The organism is Acinetobacter sp. YH01004, assembly GCF_013420455.1.
GTDB classification, from domain to species: domain Bacteria; phylum Pseudomonadota; class Gammaproteobacteria; order Pseudomonadales; family Moraxellaceae; genus Acinetobacter; species Acinetobacter towneri.
Genome location: NZ_VOXZ01000003.1, coordinates 26,030 through 43,256 on the forward strand (window position 1 = coordinate 26,030; position 17,227 = coordinate 43,256).

Consider the following 17,227-nt stretch of genomic DNA (forward strand, 5'->3'; position numbering starts at 1 on the left):
TGCATGACTCGAATCGTCATTGAATAAAGCTTAGACTTTGAATAACACTTAGACTTCGACCACAATTACTTGTCTGCAAATGCCCTCTTGCTGACGCTGTTGTTCAAACACAGCCGCAGGCATCGGCTCAAAACTGTCAAAGAAACAAATTTCAGCATCATCAATAGAATATAGCAATGAGTGATTGCCCACGCCTTCTAAAGTGTCGTAGTAGACAATTACAAATTTATTTTCATCAAATGCGTGCTGAATTTGCTGATAGCCGATTGCCGCCAATACAGGCAATTTAAGCTGTTCAGCTTCGGCATAACTTAACTTTTCTGCATCTTGTAAATCTGGGTCAGGGTCAGTATAAAACTGCACATTAAAGCCAAACTTTTTCAGTCCAACAGCCAAGCCAATTGTGGTTGTGCCCTGCTCTGGCGTATAACCACACACTTCAATCAATTGTTGAATATCGGCATCAATTCCTAAGTGTCGTAGCAACATCCACACTGCGTAAATCCCGCCGTTGGCTTCTAAATTTGCCAACTCTTGAGGAAGCTCTAAAGCCATCATTCAATCTCAAAAATATGTTTGTAGTGATAATAAACAAAACATGATTGGAACTGAATCAATTTCCAAGTACAATATCGCGCTAGTCGAGGGATGCTGCGACGTTTTACAGGCACGAAATGTAAAATCGCCAGGCTCGACCAGCATAGCAACGCGTTTGCTATGCAAGAAACGGCATCCGCGAACTGAATGATCAATTGTTTTTTATAAGGAGATCGTGATGAACGCGGTTAATGCTTCATTTACAGATTATAAAGTTGCCGATATCACACTAGCTGATTTTGGTCGTAAAGAAATCAAACTTGCAGAAGCAGAAATGCCAGCCCTTATGGGTTTGCGTAAGCGCTACTCAGCTGCAAAACCTCTTGCAGGCGCGAAAATTCTCGGCTGTATCCACATGACCATTCAAACTGCTGTTTTAATTGAAACGCTAGTTGAATTGGGCGCAGAAGTTCGTTGGACTTCTTGTAACATCTTCTCTACTCAAGACCACGCTGCTGCAGCAATTGCTGCTTCAGGTGTGCCTGTTTTTGCTTGGAAAGGCGAAACTGAAGAAGAATATGTATGGTGTCTTGAACAACAAATTAATGTAAATGGCACACCATGGGATGCCAACATGATTTTGGACGATGGCGGTGACTTAACTGCACTTGTTCACGAGAAATATCCTGCATTATTAGAGCGCATTCACGGTATTACTGAAGAAACCACTACGGGCGTACAACGTCTAATTGAAATGTGGAAAGATGGTTCTTTAAAAGTGCCTGCAATTAACGTCAACGACTCTGTGACTAAATCTAAAAACGACAATAAATACGGTTGCCGTCACTCACTCAACGATGCGATTAAACGTGGTACAGACATGTTATTGTCTGGTCGTCGTGCATTGGTTATTGGTTATGGTGATGTAGGTAAAGGTTCTGCACAATCTTTACGTCAAGAAGGCATGATTGTTCGTGTTTCTGAAATTGACCCAATTTGTGCAATGCAAGCATGTATGGATGGTTACGAAGTTGTATCTCCGTACAAGAATGGCGTACAAACAGGCAATAAAGCAGACGTGAACCTAGAGCTTTTAGAAAATACTGACTTGATTGTGACTACAACAGGTAACTATCACGTGTGTGACGCAGCAATGCTAGATACACTTAAAGCAGGCGCTGTTGTATGCAACATTGGTCACTTCGATACTGAAATCGACACCAACTACTTACGTGGTTATAAGTGGGTTGAAGTGAAGCCACAAGTACACCAAGTGTATCGTTCAGAAAACGAAAACGATTATTTAATCTTGCTTTCTGAAGGTCGTTTAGTGAACTTGGGTAACGCAACAGGTCACCCATCACGTATTATGGATGGTTCATTTGCTAACCAAGTATTGGCACAAATGCACTTATTTGCAGAGAAATTTGCGGATCTTCCTGCCGATCAAAAACAAGCGGCAATTCGTGTTGAAATCTTACCGAAAAAACTAGACGAAGAAGTTGCTGCTGCAATGGTTGCTGGTTTTGGTGGTGTATTAACACAATTGACTCAAGTACAAGCGGACTACTTAGGTGTAGCTGTTGAAGGTCCGTTTAAATCGGATGCTTATAAATACTAAGTTTTTAATCCTTCTCCCTAACCCTCTCTCATAGGGAGAGGGAATGATTCATTGTTTAATGAATGTATTCGAGGGTAAGTCCTCTCCTGAGCAAGTTTAAAGCACTGCTTTTAAACCCAGCGCAAGAGAGGATTTAGGAGAGGTGAAAAAATATAAATAAGTATTTATAACAAGGATTTAATCATGACCAAACAAGTTCCTATTTCATTTGAATTTTTCCCATCTAAAACCGATGTAGGTGCAGAAAAACTCAAAGTTGTGCATCAAGAATTACAACTTTTAAATCCAGAGTTTTTTTCTATCACTTATGGTGCAGGTGGTTCTACTCGTGAACGTACTTTATCGACCATTAGCGACTTCAATGGCAAAGGCACACCTGTAGCGCCGCACCTGTCTTGTATTGGTGATGACAAAGCGCGTATTGCTGAATTGCTTGATATTTATAAAGCACAAGGCATTGACCGCATTGTGGCTTTGCGTGGTGATTTACCTTCAGGTCAAGTTGGTTTAGGCGAATTGCCGTATGCGTCTGACTTGGTGCGTTTTATTCGTGAACATTCAGGTGATCATTTTCACATTGAAGTTGCGGCTTATCCTGAAATGCATCCACAAGCAGACCACTTTGATCAAGACATTAAAAACTTTGTCACCAAAGTAAATGCTGGTGCCAATGCTGCCATCACCCAGTTCTTTTTTAATCCAGATGCGTACTTTTACTTTGTAGAACGTATTCAAAAGCAAGGTGTGAATATTCCTGTTGCGCCTGGCATTATGCCGATTACCAATGCCAGCAATTTAATTCGCTTTGCAGATGGTACAGGTGCAGAAATTCCACGCTGGATTCGTAAGCAATTAGCAACCTATGGTGATGACACAGCTTCAATCAAAGCCTTTGGTCATGAAGTGATTATTAAACTGTGCGAACGCCTGATTGCAGGTGGTGCACCAAGTTTGCATTTTTACACCATGAACAACACCGAACCGACTCGTCAATTAGTGACAGATCTTGGTTTGGCTTAAGCTGTATTTTTCATATTTATTGACTTGAACGAGTAATCCCTATGCCCCGTTTTTATATTGAGGCTGAATTAGCAGTAGATACACAAGTTGAACTGACTGAAACAGTATTTCATCACTGGGTGAAAGTACTACGCGCACAAGTCGGTGAAACCGCCACCTTGTTCAATGGGCAAGGTGGTGAATATGAAGTGGAACTGGTTGAAGTTACCAAAAAAACAGCGCAAGTGCAGATTAAAAGTTTTAATCCAGACAATCGCATCCCAAGCTTTAGCGCCTTATTAGGACAAGTAATGAGCAAAGGCGATCGTATGGATTATGCGATTCAAAAAGCGGTAGAGCTTGGCGTGACTAACATTCAGTTGCTCACCTCTGAACGCTGTGAAATGCGCTTAAAATATGACCGCGATCAAAAAAAATTAGATCATTGGCAAGGCATTGCCATTGCAGCCTGTGAACAATGTGGCATGAATATCGTACCGAAAATTTTAGCCCCACTACGTTTAGAGGACTGGCTGAATAGTGACCTTCCTACCACCAAATTAGTGTTAGCACCGAATAAAGATCAAGTAGATGTGCTAAACAATGTCAGTAAAGATTTGGCTTTATTAATTGGGCCTGAAGGTGGTTTAAGCGAAACAGAAATTAGCGCTGCCAATGCGGTTGGCTTTCAAAACTGGTGTATTGGTACTCGGGTATTACGCACTGAAACCGCACCTGTGGTTGCTTTAGCTCTCTTAAATTATCGCTTGGCCGAGTAATTTATCCGTTTTTACAGAAATCGATTGCCAATAACATTGCAATTTATAAAGTACAGGATTAATCTCGAACAATATATTAAAAAATTTGCATAAAATTTAAACACAAAACAGCAATATTTTATGCATGAAAGTGATGTTATTTAAAAATATAAATGATGGAATCATTTAACTAGATTTTGGGGAAGTATGTCAGACGCTCAAGATGAATTGTTGCAGCAATACTTAGATGCTGCGCAAATCACCAATACCATTCGGCTTATTCGATTCTTTTTGGTCAGCATCCTGATTGTTTGCCTGTATGTGTTTTTTATTTATCAAATTTCTTTCTCACATTCATCACCTTACTTCAATATCTGGTTTATTCTCACTGAACTGACCATTGGTTCGTGTTTACTGCTCACAGCAATTCACTTTAAAGTGGGACAATATCAACTCCAACAAGCACATCGTTGGTTAAAATTGGTGTGTTTCTTGATCGGAACAGCAATCGCGGTTGGGGTAAGTTTACTGTATTACTTTTTACCTCAGCAAAACCCTGAACTGAGCAACTATGAAGCGATTATTTTAGCGACCTTATTAATTATTGTGAGTCAAACCTTTGCCCTCACCTTTTTAACGCAGCGCTTGAGTTATTTTTGCTGGGTATTCATTCCAGTGATCACACCCTATATTGCCGCACAGTTTTTAGTTCACTCCGAAACTTCCGCTTTCTTTTTTCTCGCGACAAATTTTGCCTTAATTACCTTACTGATTTGTGCCAATACTTCAATGCACATGCATCGTCGTTTATCGAGCGTCTATTTTAAGAACGACCAATTCAAAAAAGCCGCAGAGCAACAAGTCGGCTGGACAGATCAACTCTGCCAACAATTACAAGTTGAAATGAACAAGTCCAAAGATATTGAACTTCAACTGCAATTTAACAATCAAATGCTAGAACAAAAAGTAAGAGAACGTACCTTTGACTTAGAACAAACGCACCAAGATTTAATCAATCAACAACATAGTTTAATTTTGGCACATGAAGCCGCAGGTCTAAAAGCATGGGACTGGAATATACGGCAACGCAGTATTGTCTTTGGTAGTGGCGCACAGCAAACTCCTTTAGAGAATACTAAACAGCATCGGAATAAATTACAGCAACTGATTCACCCTGATGATATTCCGCACTTTCACCAAACCATGAAACAACATTTACGGGGTCTAACTGAACGCTATCAAGCCACATATCGCGTACAACATAGTTCAGGTCAATGGTATTGGGTGCATGATATTGGGCGGGTGATTGAGCGTGATCCTGTCACCAATAAACCTTTACGCATGGTGGGGATTCGCCGTGACATTCACCAAGAACGGATTGGGCAAGAACGCTTAAAACTCACTGCCAGCGTACTTGAACAGGCAGCCGAAGGTATTTTTATTTTAGATGAAAACCTACGCTATATTGAAGCCAATCCATTCTATGCACAAATGAGCGGATTTAAACGCGACCATATTTTAGGTAAATATCTGTTTGATTTGGTCGAGTCCAACAAAGCACATCAACGCATTACGCAAGAAGAAATTCTTCAACAATTGCTCAGCACAGGTAAATATGATGGTGAAATGAATACAAGATTCCGCTCTGGTAAAGAACTCGAAGTTCGTGTGCATATCAATGCTGTCACCGATGAGCAAAACCGCATTATTAATTATATTGGGATTGTGTCTGATTTAACCGAACATAAATTACAAGAACAGCGTCTATCCTATTTAGAAAATTACGACCCACTGACCGACTTGCCTAATCGCTTTTACTATAATTATCAACTACATCAATATCTTATTTCGCAGCAAGATTCATTGCAGCAATTGGCGGTCATTCGACTCAATATTGACCGTTTCAGACCTTTAAATGAATATTTAAGCAATAATGGTGGCGATGAATTACTCCGTCAAGTGGCGCAGCGTTTACGCATCACCAATGCCGAAGCGCTGTTTGTCGCGCACTTAAATGGCGATGATTTTGCAATTGTGTATGAAATTTCTCATATTCGCCCTTCTATACAGCAGCACTGTGAACGCATCGCCAAAGCCTTTAATTTGCCGTTTAATGTGCAGGGACAAGAACATATTATTACCCTGTCGATGGGGGTTTCCCTCTATCCTGAACATGGACGCCAGCTGGATTATCTGAATAATTGTGCAGAACAAGCCTTGTCTGAAGCCAAGCGTTTGGGTGGTAATACCGTTAAATATTACGCTTTAGACAACACCAAACTGCTAGAACAAGATGTGCATTTAGAGCGTGACTTACGCCAAGCCATTAAAAATGATGAGTTAATTGTATATTATCAACCTAAAATTGATTTCCATAATTATCAGGTAGTTGGGTTTGAAGCATTGGTGCGCTGGAAACATCCAACCAAAGGCATTATTCCACCGAACCTATTTATTCCTATTGCGGAACAAACCAGTTTAATTTCCGATATTGGTCGGGTTGTAATTCAACAAACTGCCAAGCAAATTCGTGAATGGAATCTGTTAGGTTTTGATCATATCCAAGTATCGGTTAATGTAGTTGCACAACAACTGCAACGTGGTCAATTGCTGCAAGATTTAGATGATGCGATTAATACCTATCAAATTTCAGGTGCAAGCTTAGAATTAGAAATTACCGAATCCTCTTTAGTGGAAAACTCCACAACCGTGAAGTCTTTATTAGATGAAATTAAACAACGTGATATTCATATCGCCTTAGATGATTTTGGTACAGGCTATTCTTCACTTTCTTACTTAACAGACTTCCCAATTGACAGTTTAAAAATAGACCGTAGCTTTGTTTCTAAAATTGGGAATACCAAACAAGAAGCCATTGTTAGTGCCATGATTGCTATGGGCAAAGCCATGGGCATGAGTGTGGTGGCTGAAGGGATTGAAACTGAGCAACAACTGCAATATTTGCAGAATTTAAATTGTGATATTGCGCAGGGGTATTTATTCTCTAGGCCTTTGCCTGAAAGTGAAGCGACCCAATTTCTAAAAGCCAATTTAGTATCGCGCGCTTATCGCTCCTTAATCTGAAACTAGACCCAAAAGCTCTAAGTTTGTTCTAAAAATAAACAGTGACGTCTGTGCTAAGGGGGCAAGTAATGGTATATTCGATAAGATTCATAAAAAAACCACCAGCATCGCTGGCCAACTTGTCACACACGAGATTCAGATGGACGATCAATCATTAAAACAGCAGGCACTTTACTATCACGAATTTCCAACACCAGGAAAAATCAGCGTTACTCCAAGTAAGCAGCTGGTCAACCAACGTGACTTAGCGCTCGCTTACTCACCAGGTGTCGCAGCACCATGTTTAGAGATTGAACGTGATCCTTCAACAGCTGCACTTTATACCGCTCGCGGTAACTTGGTTGCTGTCGTTAGTAACGGTACAGCAGTATTAGGTTTAGGTAATATCGGTCCTTTGGCGTCTAAACCTGTGATGGAAGGTAAAGGCGTACTCTTTAAAAAGTTTGCTGGTGTCGATGTATTTGACATCGAAATTGCTGAAAATGATCCAGACAAAATTGTAGATATTGTTGCAGCATTAGAACCAACTTTTGGTGGTATCAACCTTGAAGACATCAAGGCGCCAGAATGTTTCTACATTGAGCAAAAACTTCGTGAACGCATGAATATTCCTGTGTTCCACGATGACCAACACGGTACGTCAATCATTGTAGGTTCTGCCCTACTCAATGCCTTGTTACTTAACGGCAAGAAAATTGAAGAAATCAAAATCGTTGCTTCAGGTGCAGGTGCAGCCGCACTGTCTTGTTTAGACCTGTTATGTGCATTGGGCGCGAAAAAAGAAAATATCATTGTTGCGGATTCGCGTGGTCTAATCACCACCAAACGTGAAGGTTTGGATGACTCGAAAAAACGCTATATGCAAGACATTGAAGGAACGCAACTTGCTGATGTAATTAGCGGTGCGGATATGTTCCTTGGTCTTTCTGCAGCGGGTATCTTGACCAAAGCTATGGTCAAAGAAATGGCTGAAAATCCAATTATCTTTGCTTTGGCTAACCCAGACCCAGAAATCTTGCCTGAACATGCGCATGAAGTACGTCCAGATGTGATTATGGCAACAGGTCGTTCGGATTATCCGAACCAAGTTAACAACGCACTTTGCTTCCCGTATATTTTCCGTGGTGCATTAGATGTTGGCGCAACTACCATCAACGAAGAAATGAAAATTGCTTGTGTACACGCAATTGCACGCATGGCACACATTGAAGCAGATGCAGCAACTTATGGTGAAAAATCTGCATCATTTGGTCGTGACTATTTAATTCCACGCCCACTTGATCAGCGTTTAATTCTTGAAATTGCACCTGCAGTTGCTCAGGCAGCAATGGATTCAGGTGTAGCAAGTCGTCCAATTCAAGACTTCTCTGCATACCGTCAGCGTTTGTCTGAGTTTGTATATAACTCGGCATTTATGATGAAGCCTATTTTTGCTCAAGCAAAAACTGATCCTAAACGTATTGCTTATGCAGAAGGTGAAGACTTACGCGTCCTTCGCGCAGTACAAATTGCAGTGGATGAAGGCTTGGCTAAACCAATCCTTGTAGGTCGTACCTCAGTAATTGAAGCGAACATCAAAAAGTTAGGTTTACGTCTTGAACATGGCGTGAATATGGAAATAGTAGACCAGGAAAACAACCCTAACTACGAAAAATTTGCAGATGATTACTACACCATCATGCAGCGTAAAGGCGTTACACCTGAATACGCGCAGCGTGAAGCACGTCGTCGCTCTACCCTCATTGCAGCAATGTTAGTGAAGCATGGTTTAGCCGATGGTATGTTATGTGGTACTTATTCAAGCTACGACATTCACCTTGATTTCGTAAAAAATGTGATTGGTCTAAAAGAAGGTCGTACTAACTTCTTTACCCTTAACGCATTGATGCTTGAAGATCGCAACTTGTTCATTGCCGACACTTATGTCAACACAAACCCAACTGCTGAACAGTTGGCTGAAATGACACTTTTAGCGGCTGAAGAAGTACGCCGTTTTGGTATGACACCACGCGTTGCTCTACTTTCTCACTCAAGTTTTGGTTCTGACCAACAAGACTCTAGCGCACAAAAAATGCGTAAAGTCTTTGAAATCTTGAGTGAGATTGCACCTGAGCTTGAAGTTGAAGGTGAAATGCACGGTGATGCAGCATTAGACGAAAATATCCGTCATTTTGCTTTCCCGAACTCACGCTTCAAAGGTTCTGCAAACTTGTTGATTATGCCGAACTTAGATGCTGCCAATATTTCATTTAACTTGTTGAAATCGACTTCAGGTAACAATGTTACGATTGGCCCTATCTTGTTAGGTGCAGCAAAACCTGTACATATTTTGACTCCGACTGCAACGACACGTCGTGTTGTGAATATGACTGCCCTCACTGTTGCTGAAATTCAACAAACAGCACAAGTTAAAGCATAAACCTATATTTCTGAGTGACTGACTCAGAATTATAGACTTGAGAAAACCTCTATTCTGTAGCATGATTGCTTGAAGAATAGAGGTTTTTTCATGCAAGTTTATTTAGTAGGCGGTGCAGTTCGAGATCACTTACTCGGGCATCCCTATCACGAAAAAGATTATGTTGTCGTTGGCGCAACGCCCGAACAACTTTTGGCTCAAGGCTTTCAACCTGTGGGCAAAGACTTCCCTGTTTTTCTTCATCCTGAAACCAAAGATGAATATGCACTTGCTCGCACTGAGCGCAAATCTGGACACGGTTATCACGGTTTTGAATTTCATACCGACCCAAGCGTGACCTTAGAAGAAGATTTAATCCGTCGTGATTTAACCATTAACGCCATGGCAATGGATAGTGATGGCAATGTCTACGACCCTTACGGTGGACAGCAAGATCTGTGCAATAAAGTGCTGCGCCATGTTTCCAATGCTTTTGTAGAAGACCCGTTACGGGTGCTGCGTATTGCTCGTTTTGCAGCACGTTATCATGCTTTAGGCTTTGTGGTTGCACCTGAAACCTTGTTATTAATGCAAGAGTTGGCAGAATCTGGTGAGTTACATGCGCTGACACCTGAACGCGTATGGAAAGAAACTTCACGTGCCTTAATGGAAGCACGTGCCGATGTTTATTTTGAAACATTGCGTGCCTGTGGTGCTTTAAAAGTTTTATTTCCTGAATTAGATGCTTTATTCGGTATTCCACAGCGTCCTGAATATCACCCTGAAATTGACAGTGGTGTGCACACCATGATGTCACTACAACAAGCCTGTCGTGCCAATTACTCACTCGATGTACGCTTTGCAGTGTTATTGCATGATTTAGGCAAGGCCTTGACCCCTGCCGATGAATTACCACGGCACATTATGCATGAAGAACGTGGGATTCGACCTGTAACGGAAGTGTGTGAACGCCTGCGCGTACCGACCAATACCAAACAACTTGCACTTGCTGTATGTAAAGAGCATTTAAAATGCCACCAAGCATTGAGCTTAAAGCCTGGCACGTTATGGCGCTTATTACAGCGTTTGGATGTCTTGCGTCGTCCTGAGCGTGTAGAAGCCTTTGTACAAGCCTGTGAATGTGACTCTCGTGGGCGTTTAGGTTTGGAAGATCGTGACTATCCGCAAGCGAGCTATATTTTGGAAGCGATTCAAGTGGTACGCAGCATTAAGGCGCAAGACTTACCTGCCGATGTCCAAGGCCCCGATATTGGTGAAATGCTGATTGAACGACGCATTAAAGCGATTGAGCAATTAAAGGCACGTCACTTGGCTGCTACTGCTTAGGCTATTTAAGTCTATAGAACGTCATTACATGCGTTCTTTGATCTATCATTCTTAACCTATTTAAGTCAGCCTAAATTTCTGATCGAAAAGCCGTAATCTTCTAAAATATAGAAGCTACGGCTTTTTAGCTCAAATAAATCCTTCTTGAAATAAGAAACTGTCTTTTGCTTTTAGGCAAGCTGCGCAGGAAAGCTAATCACTTGCTCTAAACGCATCTGCTCAGTTGCAATCATCAATAAGCGATCTATGCCCAAGGCGATACCTGAACATTCAGGCATGTTCGGCAACGCAGCCAATAAATATTCATCAATTGGCATCACATGTAAACCAAGTTGTGCGCGTTCTGCATTATCGGCTTCAAAACGAGAACGCAGCACAGTAGCATCAATCAATTCATCATAGGCATTGGCAAGCTCTAAACCTTCGATATATAGCTCAAAACGGGCTGCGACCAATTCCCCATCATCATCTGTTCTGGTTTTAGCCAAAGATGCTAATTCAGGTGGAAAATCGGTTAAAAATACAGGAGCATCAAAGCCCAAACTTGGTTCTACAAAATGTGAAAACAATAGGTCGATGTAGCCTAGACGGTCATCACCCAAATCCAGATGCAAACCCACACGATGACAGCAGTCTTTCAATTGTTGCAGACTTGCCTGTAAAGGATTTAAATCCAAACGATCCATAAATGCGTGTTTATAACTCAACACTGTTGGACGTACTTCGCCAAAGCGTTGTTTTAACGTCAGATTAAGTAAATCTGTCACCTCAAACATAAGCTCTTTCAGGCTAAATTCGGGACGATACCATTCCAACATGGTAAATTCGCTGTTGTGTTTACGTCCATGCTCATCATCACGAAAGACTTTGCAAATTTGATAAATAGCACCACTACCACTGGCCAATAAACGCTTCATGGCAAATTCAGGTGAGGTCTGTAAATAGTGCGTATGCAATTTGCCCTGCACATGGCGCTGTGCTTGCACTGAAGCCAAATGCACATCTGTCACTCCTGCCTGTGACAAAATTGGCGTTTCAACTTCAAGTACTTCACGTTCCGCAAAAAACTGGCGTATTTGTGCATACAATTGTGCACGTGCGCGCATGCTGTTTAAGTCGCAAGTTGGTTGATATTGGAGATTTGAACTCATGCTTGCGGGCCTCCGTGTGCTGCCCATTCACGACGCAGAGGATAGGTTTTTCTTAAATGATCAAAAGCCTGCTGCTCAACTTTGCCCGCTTTGACACAGGCACGTAAATTGGCATCATCCTGTGCAATATCATAAATTTGACTTAAATGTGCATGCAGACTATTTTTCAAATCTTGGGTTTTGAAATATTGCGCGCAGCTTGGCAATTGAGTTTCAAATTGTTTTGTGGCATCTAAACCAAAATTTTCACAAAAAGCCTGATAAATCATTTGTGTGCCGCGTGCCTTGCCTTCTAGGCTATACCCTGCAATATGCGGGGTTGCCAAAGCAAGCAAATCTAATAATTCTGCAGAGATTTCAGGTTCATATTCAAAAACATCTAATACCACTAAACGCTGAGTATGTTGAATATCCTGCATTAAAGCCGCTTCTTCTACCACTGGCCCACGCGCTGAATTAATCAGAATGGCTTGAGGCTTCATACATGCCAAACGCGCTGCATTAATTAAATGATGAGTAGGATGTTCACCAGTTTCTGTTAATGGCACATGAATGGAAATTGCATCTGCCTGTTGTAATAGTGCATCTAAGTCACATTGCTGTACATTGGGCAACTGCACAAATGGATCGTATGCGATGACATCCCAACCGAATAATTGTGCCATTTTGACCAAGCGCGAGCCGACATTGCCCAGTCCAATAATGCCAAGTTTAAAGTTTTGATTGGCATGTAGTAATTCAGGCTCGAGATGAAGCAATGCGGTAATCACATACTCACTCACCGCCTGCGCATTACAACCTGCCGCATTTGACCATGCAATGCCCTGCTGCTCGATGGCTGGGATATCAAGGTGGTCTGTGCCAATGGTCGCGCTGCCAATAAATTGAAGCGCGGTCTGTTGAATCAATGCTGCATTCACTTGGGTGACGGAACGAACTAGCAGCGCATCAGCATCTTGCACATCTTGATGCGTTAGACGGCGTCCAGCCTTGTGCTCTATTTCTGCCAAATCTGCAAAGAAATAATCGGTATATGCCAGATTTTCATCTGCAATGATTTTCATAACGCCATCCCATGTGTGTTTGCTTGTTTATGATAGCTTGAGTTGTCTAGGATGACTATGATTGTTGAGATTAATGCAGAATTGTTGAACAGCAAGCCGACGATTCATTTAGGTGGAAACATGCACGTCTATATAAAAGTTGCATATTCACAGCAAAAAAATCAGCCACCCGAAGGTGGCTGACTGCTATAGATTAAGCGAGTTAAATCTTAACCAATAAATTTACGCGCATTGCGGAACATACGTAACCATGCACCATCTTCAGTCCATTCTTCAGGTTTCCAAGAATGTTGAAGCGCACGGAAATTACGTTCAGGGTGCGGCATCATAATTGTTGCACGACCATCTTTTGAAGTTACGCCTGAAATACCTTCTGGCGAACCATTCGGGTTCATTGGATAATGTTGAGTCGCATTTCCGTGGCTATCGACATAACGTAAAATCACTTGGTTGCCTGCGTTCAAGGCTGCCAAATTAGCTTCTGGTGCAACGACGCGACCTTCACCATGTGCCACTGCGATTGGTAAAATCGAGCCTTCCATATCTTGCAATAATACAGAGTTTGATTTTTCCACACGGACGTTAACGCTACGCGCTTCAAACACTTCTGAAGTATTGCGATGGAAACGTGGCCACGCTTCTGCACCTGGAATGAGTGGTGCTAATTGTGACAACATTTGACAACCGTTACAGATACCCAGTGAGAACGTTTCTTGACGGTTAAAGAATTTCTCAAACTGGTCGCGTAATTTCGGGTTGAACAAGACTGACTTCGCCCAGCCACCGCCAGCACCTAATACGTCACCGTAAGAGAAACCACCACACGCCACTAAGCCTTCAAAGTCGTCTAAATCGACACGCCCTGCAAGCAAGTCACTCATGTGTACGTCAACGGTGTTAAAGCCGACTTTGTCAAATGCTGCCGCCATTTCTACATGACCGTTTACGCCTTGTTCACGTAAAATCACCATGTTAGGACGACGTGTGTTGATGTATGGCGCTTCAACTGGCTCATTTAAGTCAAATGTCGGTTGAGCAATTAAGCCTTTGTGGTTTTTGTCTGTGATCAAAGCAAATTCTTGATCAGCAGTTTCTGAGTTGTCACGTAAACGCTGGATTTGGTGTGATACTTCACTCCAAGCCGCTTGCAAATCGGCACGTTCAAGCACCAAGCCATTTACAGCAAGTTGGTCTGTGCTATTAACTGTACCGACTACCGAAATCGCATCTTTCAAAGTAGATGCAGCAACTTCAGCAGCTAAGTTAGCCCAGTCTGCTTTAGAGATTTGTAGTACTGCACCAATTTCTTCAGCAAACAATGCCGCAACAGATTGATCTTCTAACGCCACACCTAAACGTGAAGCGAACATCATTTCTGTTACAGTTGCCAATAAACCACCATCACCAATGTCGTGATAAGCTTGAATCAAGCCACGGTTATTCCAGTCTTGTACCAAAGCAAAGAATGCTTTGAATTCGTCAAAGTTATCGACATCTGGTGTTACTGAACCAATAGCTTTATACACTTGCGCTAAAATTGAACCGCCTAAACGGAACTGACCTTTAGACAAGTCAATACGTACCAATACTGAATCGGTATTTTTCAATTCAGGGGTTAGTGTTTTACGTACATCGGTCACTGGTGCAAATGCAGTAATTACACCTGACATTGGTGAAGTTACAGATTTATCAACACCTTCGTCATTCCAAGTGGTACGCATAGACAATGAGTCTTTACCTACTGGAATTGCAATTCCTAGCGCAGGACACATTTCCATACCAATGGCTTTTACACCTTCAAACAAAGCTTGGTCTTCGCCTTTTTGACCTGCTGCTGCCATCCAGTTTGCAGATAATTTAATGTCGCTGATCTGGTCAATTTTGGCTGACATGATATTGGAAATAGATTCTGCCACTGCCAAACGCGCAGATGCTGCAGGGTTTAATAAAGCTACAGGTGGACGTTCACCCATCGCCATTGCTTCACCTGTAAAGCCTTGCAAGCTGGTAGTGGTTACTGCTGCATCTGCAACAGGCACCTGCCATGGGCCAACCAACTGATCACGTGCAACCATACCTGTAATTGAACGGTCACCAATCGTGATTAGGAATGATTTAGAAGCAACAGTTGGATTCTTGATGACACGGTAAATCGCATCTTTCAGATCAGTAACTTGAGCTGCATCAAAATCATCACCTTGACGCTCAATGCTTTCATAAGAACGGCTCATGCGTGGCGTACCACCTAACAAGACCTGCATTGGCATATCTACAGCTTTGTTATTGAACAGTGGATCTTCAACCGTTAAATGACGCGCTTCTGTCGCTTCACCCAATACTGCAAACGGACAACGCTCACGCGCACAGATTGATTCAAATAATTCTAAAGAACTTGGACGGATGGCCAATACATAACGCTCTTGCGCTTCGTTTGACCAAATTTCCATTGGTGACATGCCTGGTTCTAAAGATGGAATCTTACGCAAATCAAGTACAGCACCTAGTTCGTGATCATTCACCAACTCAGGCATTGCGTTCGAAATACCACCTGCACCCACGTCATGCACTGATACGACTGGGTTAGCATCTTCCAAACGCCAGCATGTATCAATCACTTCTTGGCAACGGCGTTCCATTTCTGGGTTTTCACGTTGTACTGAAGCGAAGTCAAGATTTTCACCCATGGTTCCGCTATCTACAGAAGATGCAGCGCCACCGCCTAAACCGATCAACATCGCAGGGCCGCCTAAAACGATTAATAAATCGCCTGGCTGAATTGGGTCTTTTTCGACATGGTCTGGACGAATGTTGCCGTAACCACCTGCAATCATGATTGGTTTATGGAAGCCTTTTACTTCACCATTCACGTTTTGCTCGAAAGTACGGAAGTAACCATTTAACGCAGGACGACCAAATTCGTTGTTAAACGCTGCACCGCCCAATGGGCCTTCAATCATAATTTGTAATGGCGATGCCATACGTGAAGGCTTGCCATAGTTTTCTTCCCAAGGCTGTTCAAAACCAGGAATATTTAAATTCGATACTGTAAAGCCTGTTAAACCTGCTTTTGGTTTACCACCACGACCTGTCGCGCCTTCATCACGGATTTCACCACCCGAACCTGTCGCAGCACCTGCAAATGGTGCAATTGCAGTTGGGTGGTTGTGTGTTTCCACTTTCATAAGAATGTGGGCAGCTTGGCTCTTATATTTATAAACGTAGTGACCTGTTGCAGCATCTTTTTTCGGATAGAAACGCTGCGTATCAAAACCAACAATCACCGAAGCGTTGTCTTTGTAAGCCGACAATACGTCTGTTGGTGATTCTTTATAAGTATTTTTGATCATTTGGAACAATGACAATGGCTGTACTTCGCCATCAATTGTCCATTCAGAACCAAAGATTTTGTGACGGCAGTGCTCAGAGTTGGCTTGTGCAAACATCATCAATTCAATGTCATGCGGATTACGGCCTAACTTGATAAATGCTTCGGTTAAATAATCAATTTCTTCATCAGACAAGGCAAAACCAAACTCACTGTTGGCTTTTACCAATGCCGCTTTGCCTTCACCCAAAATATCAATGCTATTTAAAGGTTTTGGTTCAGTTTCAACAAATAACGCTGCAGCATCGTTAATGTGGTTAAACACACTTTCGGTCATGCGGTCATGCAATACTTGTTTTACTTCGTTTGAAACGTCTGTAATACCTTTTAAGGTAAACAAAACACCGCGTTCTAGGCGGTGTACAGGCGTATTACAGTTGGCAAAAATATCGGTTGCTTTTGATGACCAAGGAGAAATTGTGCCCACACGTGGTGTCACTAAAATTTGAACTTCATCACTTGCAGCTTGGCGTAATTCAAAAGATGCACCATCGTTTAAAAGCTGTAAAGCAGATTGCTGTTGTTGCTCGTCGAGCGCTTGGTCAAATAAATAAACCCATTGGCTATCGAAAGATTGAACAGAACTCATTGACGCTAAACGGTTTAAGAGTTGAGTTTTCTTAAAAGATGAATGTGCAGGTGCACCGGCAACGATAAACATGCTGATTTTGGCTCCACGGGCTGATCTTTTGGACCATGCCACAATGTGACTTGAAGAGAGCGCATATTCTACTGTGAAATGCCATAATCAGCTAGATGGAAAATGGTTTTCTTGGCGCGTTTCGGCAGTAAAACTTCCGAATGTTGATTTAAAGCCTCTATTTCAGATCAATGTATTCAAGATTCGTGCTTTAAATTGCACAAAGCACTCTCACTGTGGAAA

11 protein-coding genes are annotated in these 17,227 nt (G+C 42.1%); 7 read left to right on the plus strand and 4 right to left on the minus strand.

Features of this window, described 5'->3' with window-relative positions:
* Positions 1-48: 48 nt before the first annotated feature.
* On the minus strand, positions 49-555 hold the full coding sequence (locus FTT71_RS02925; protein ID WP_178319510.1) for a cysteine peptidase family C39 domain-containing protein: 507 nt from the start codon (positions 553-555) through the stop codon (positions 49-51).
* Between the two features lie 220 nt (positions 556-775).
* Between FTT71_RS02925 and ahcY the strand changes: the two genes are divergently transcribed.
* From ahcY to FTT71_RS02955, 6 genes are all read left to right on the plus strand, one after another.
* Positions 776-2,158: an adenosylhomocysteinase gene (ahcY, locus tag FTT71_RS02930; protein WP_004972762.1), complete on the plus strand. Its 1,383-nt coding sequence runs from the start codon at positions 776-778 to the stop codon at positions 2,156-2,158.
* A 183-nt stretch (positions 2,159-2,341) separates the two neighbouring features.
* Positions 2,342-3,178: a methylenetetrahydrofolate reductase [NAD(P)H] gene (gene metF / locus FTT71_RS02935; protein WP_004972760.1), complete on the plus strand. Its 837-nt coding sequence runs from the start codon at positions 2,342-2,344 to the stop codon at positions 3,176-3,178.
* 41 nt (positions 3,179-3,219) lie between these two features.
* On the plus strand, positions 3,220-3,936 hold the full coding sequence (locus FTT71_RS02940) for a 16S rRNA (uracil(1498)-N(3))-methyltransferase (protein ID WP_004972758.1): 717 nt from the start codon (positions 3,220-3,222) through the stop codon (positions 3,934-3,936).
* Between the two features lie 186 nt (positions 3,937-4,122).
* A complete protein-coding gene (locus FTT71_RS02945; protein ID WP_180160694.1) occupies positions 4,123-6,999 on the plus strand; it encodes an EAL domain-containing protein in 2,877 nt (958 codons plus the stop codon).
* Between the two features lie 139 nt (positions 7,000-7,138).
* Positions 7,139-9,418 (plus strand): NADP-dependent malic enzyme, encoded by a 2,280-nt coding sequence (locus FTT71_RS02950; RefSeq protein WP_004972754.1) that lies wholly within the window; start codon positions 7,139-7,141, stop codon positions 9,416-9,418.
* A 90-nt stretch (positions 9,419-9,508) separates the two neighbouring features.
* Positions 9,509-10,744, plus strand: coding sequence for a multifunctional CCA addition/repair protein (locus tag FTT71_RS02955; RefSeq protein WP_004972751.1), 1,236 nt, complete (start codon positions 9,509-9,511; stop codon positions 10,742-10,744).
* A 170-nt stretch (positions 10,745-10,914) separates the two neighbouring features.
* Here the strand turns inward: FTT71_RS02955 and epmA are convergent, their stop codons facing one another.
* Positions 10,915-11,895 (minus strand): EF-P lysine aminoacylase EpmA, encoded by a 981-nt coding sequence (epmA, locus tag FTT71_RS02960; protein WP_096902381.1) that lies wholly within the window; start codon positions 11,893-11,895, stop codon positions 10,915-10,917.
* Positions 11,892-12,959, minus strand: a complete 1,068-nt coding sequence (locus FTT71_RS02965; RefSeq protein WP_180160695.1) for a 4-phosphoerythronate dehydrogenase — start codon at positions 12,957-12,959, stop codon at positions 11,892-11,894. The genes epmA and FTT71_RS02965 overlap by 4 nt, the downstream gene beginning before the upstream one ends.
* A 51-nt stretch (positions 12,960-13,010) precedes the next feature.
* Between FTT71_RS02965 and FTT71_RS13295 the strand changes: the two genes are divergently transcribed.
* Positions 13,011-13,142 carry a hypothetical protein gene (locus FTT71_RS13295; RefSeq protein ID WP_256732322.1) on the plus strand — a complete coding sequence of 44 codons (132 nt, stop codon included), beginning with the start codon at positions 13,011-13,013 and terminating at the stop codon, positions 13,140-13,142.
* Between the two features lie 26 nt (positions 13,143-13,168).
* Here the strand turns inward: FTT71_RS13295 and purL are convergent, their stop codons facing one another.
* On the minus strand, positions 13,169-17,005 hold the full coding sequence (purL, locus tag FTT71_RS02970; protein ID WP_180160696.1) for a phosphoribosylformylglycinamidine synthase: 3,837 nt from the start codon (positions 17,003-17,005) through the stop codon (positions 13,169-13,171).
* Between the last annotated feature and the right edge of the window lie 222 nt (positions 17,006-17,227).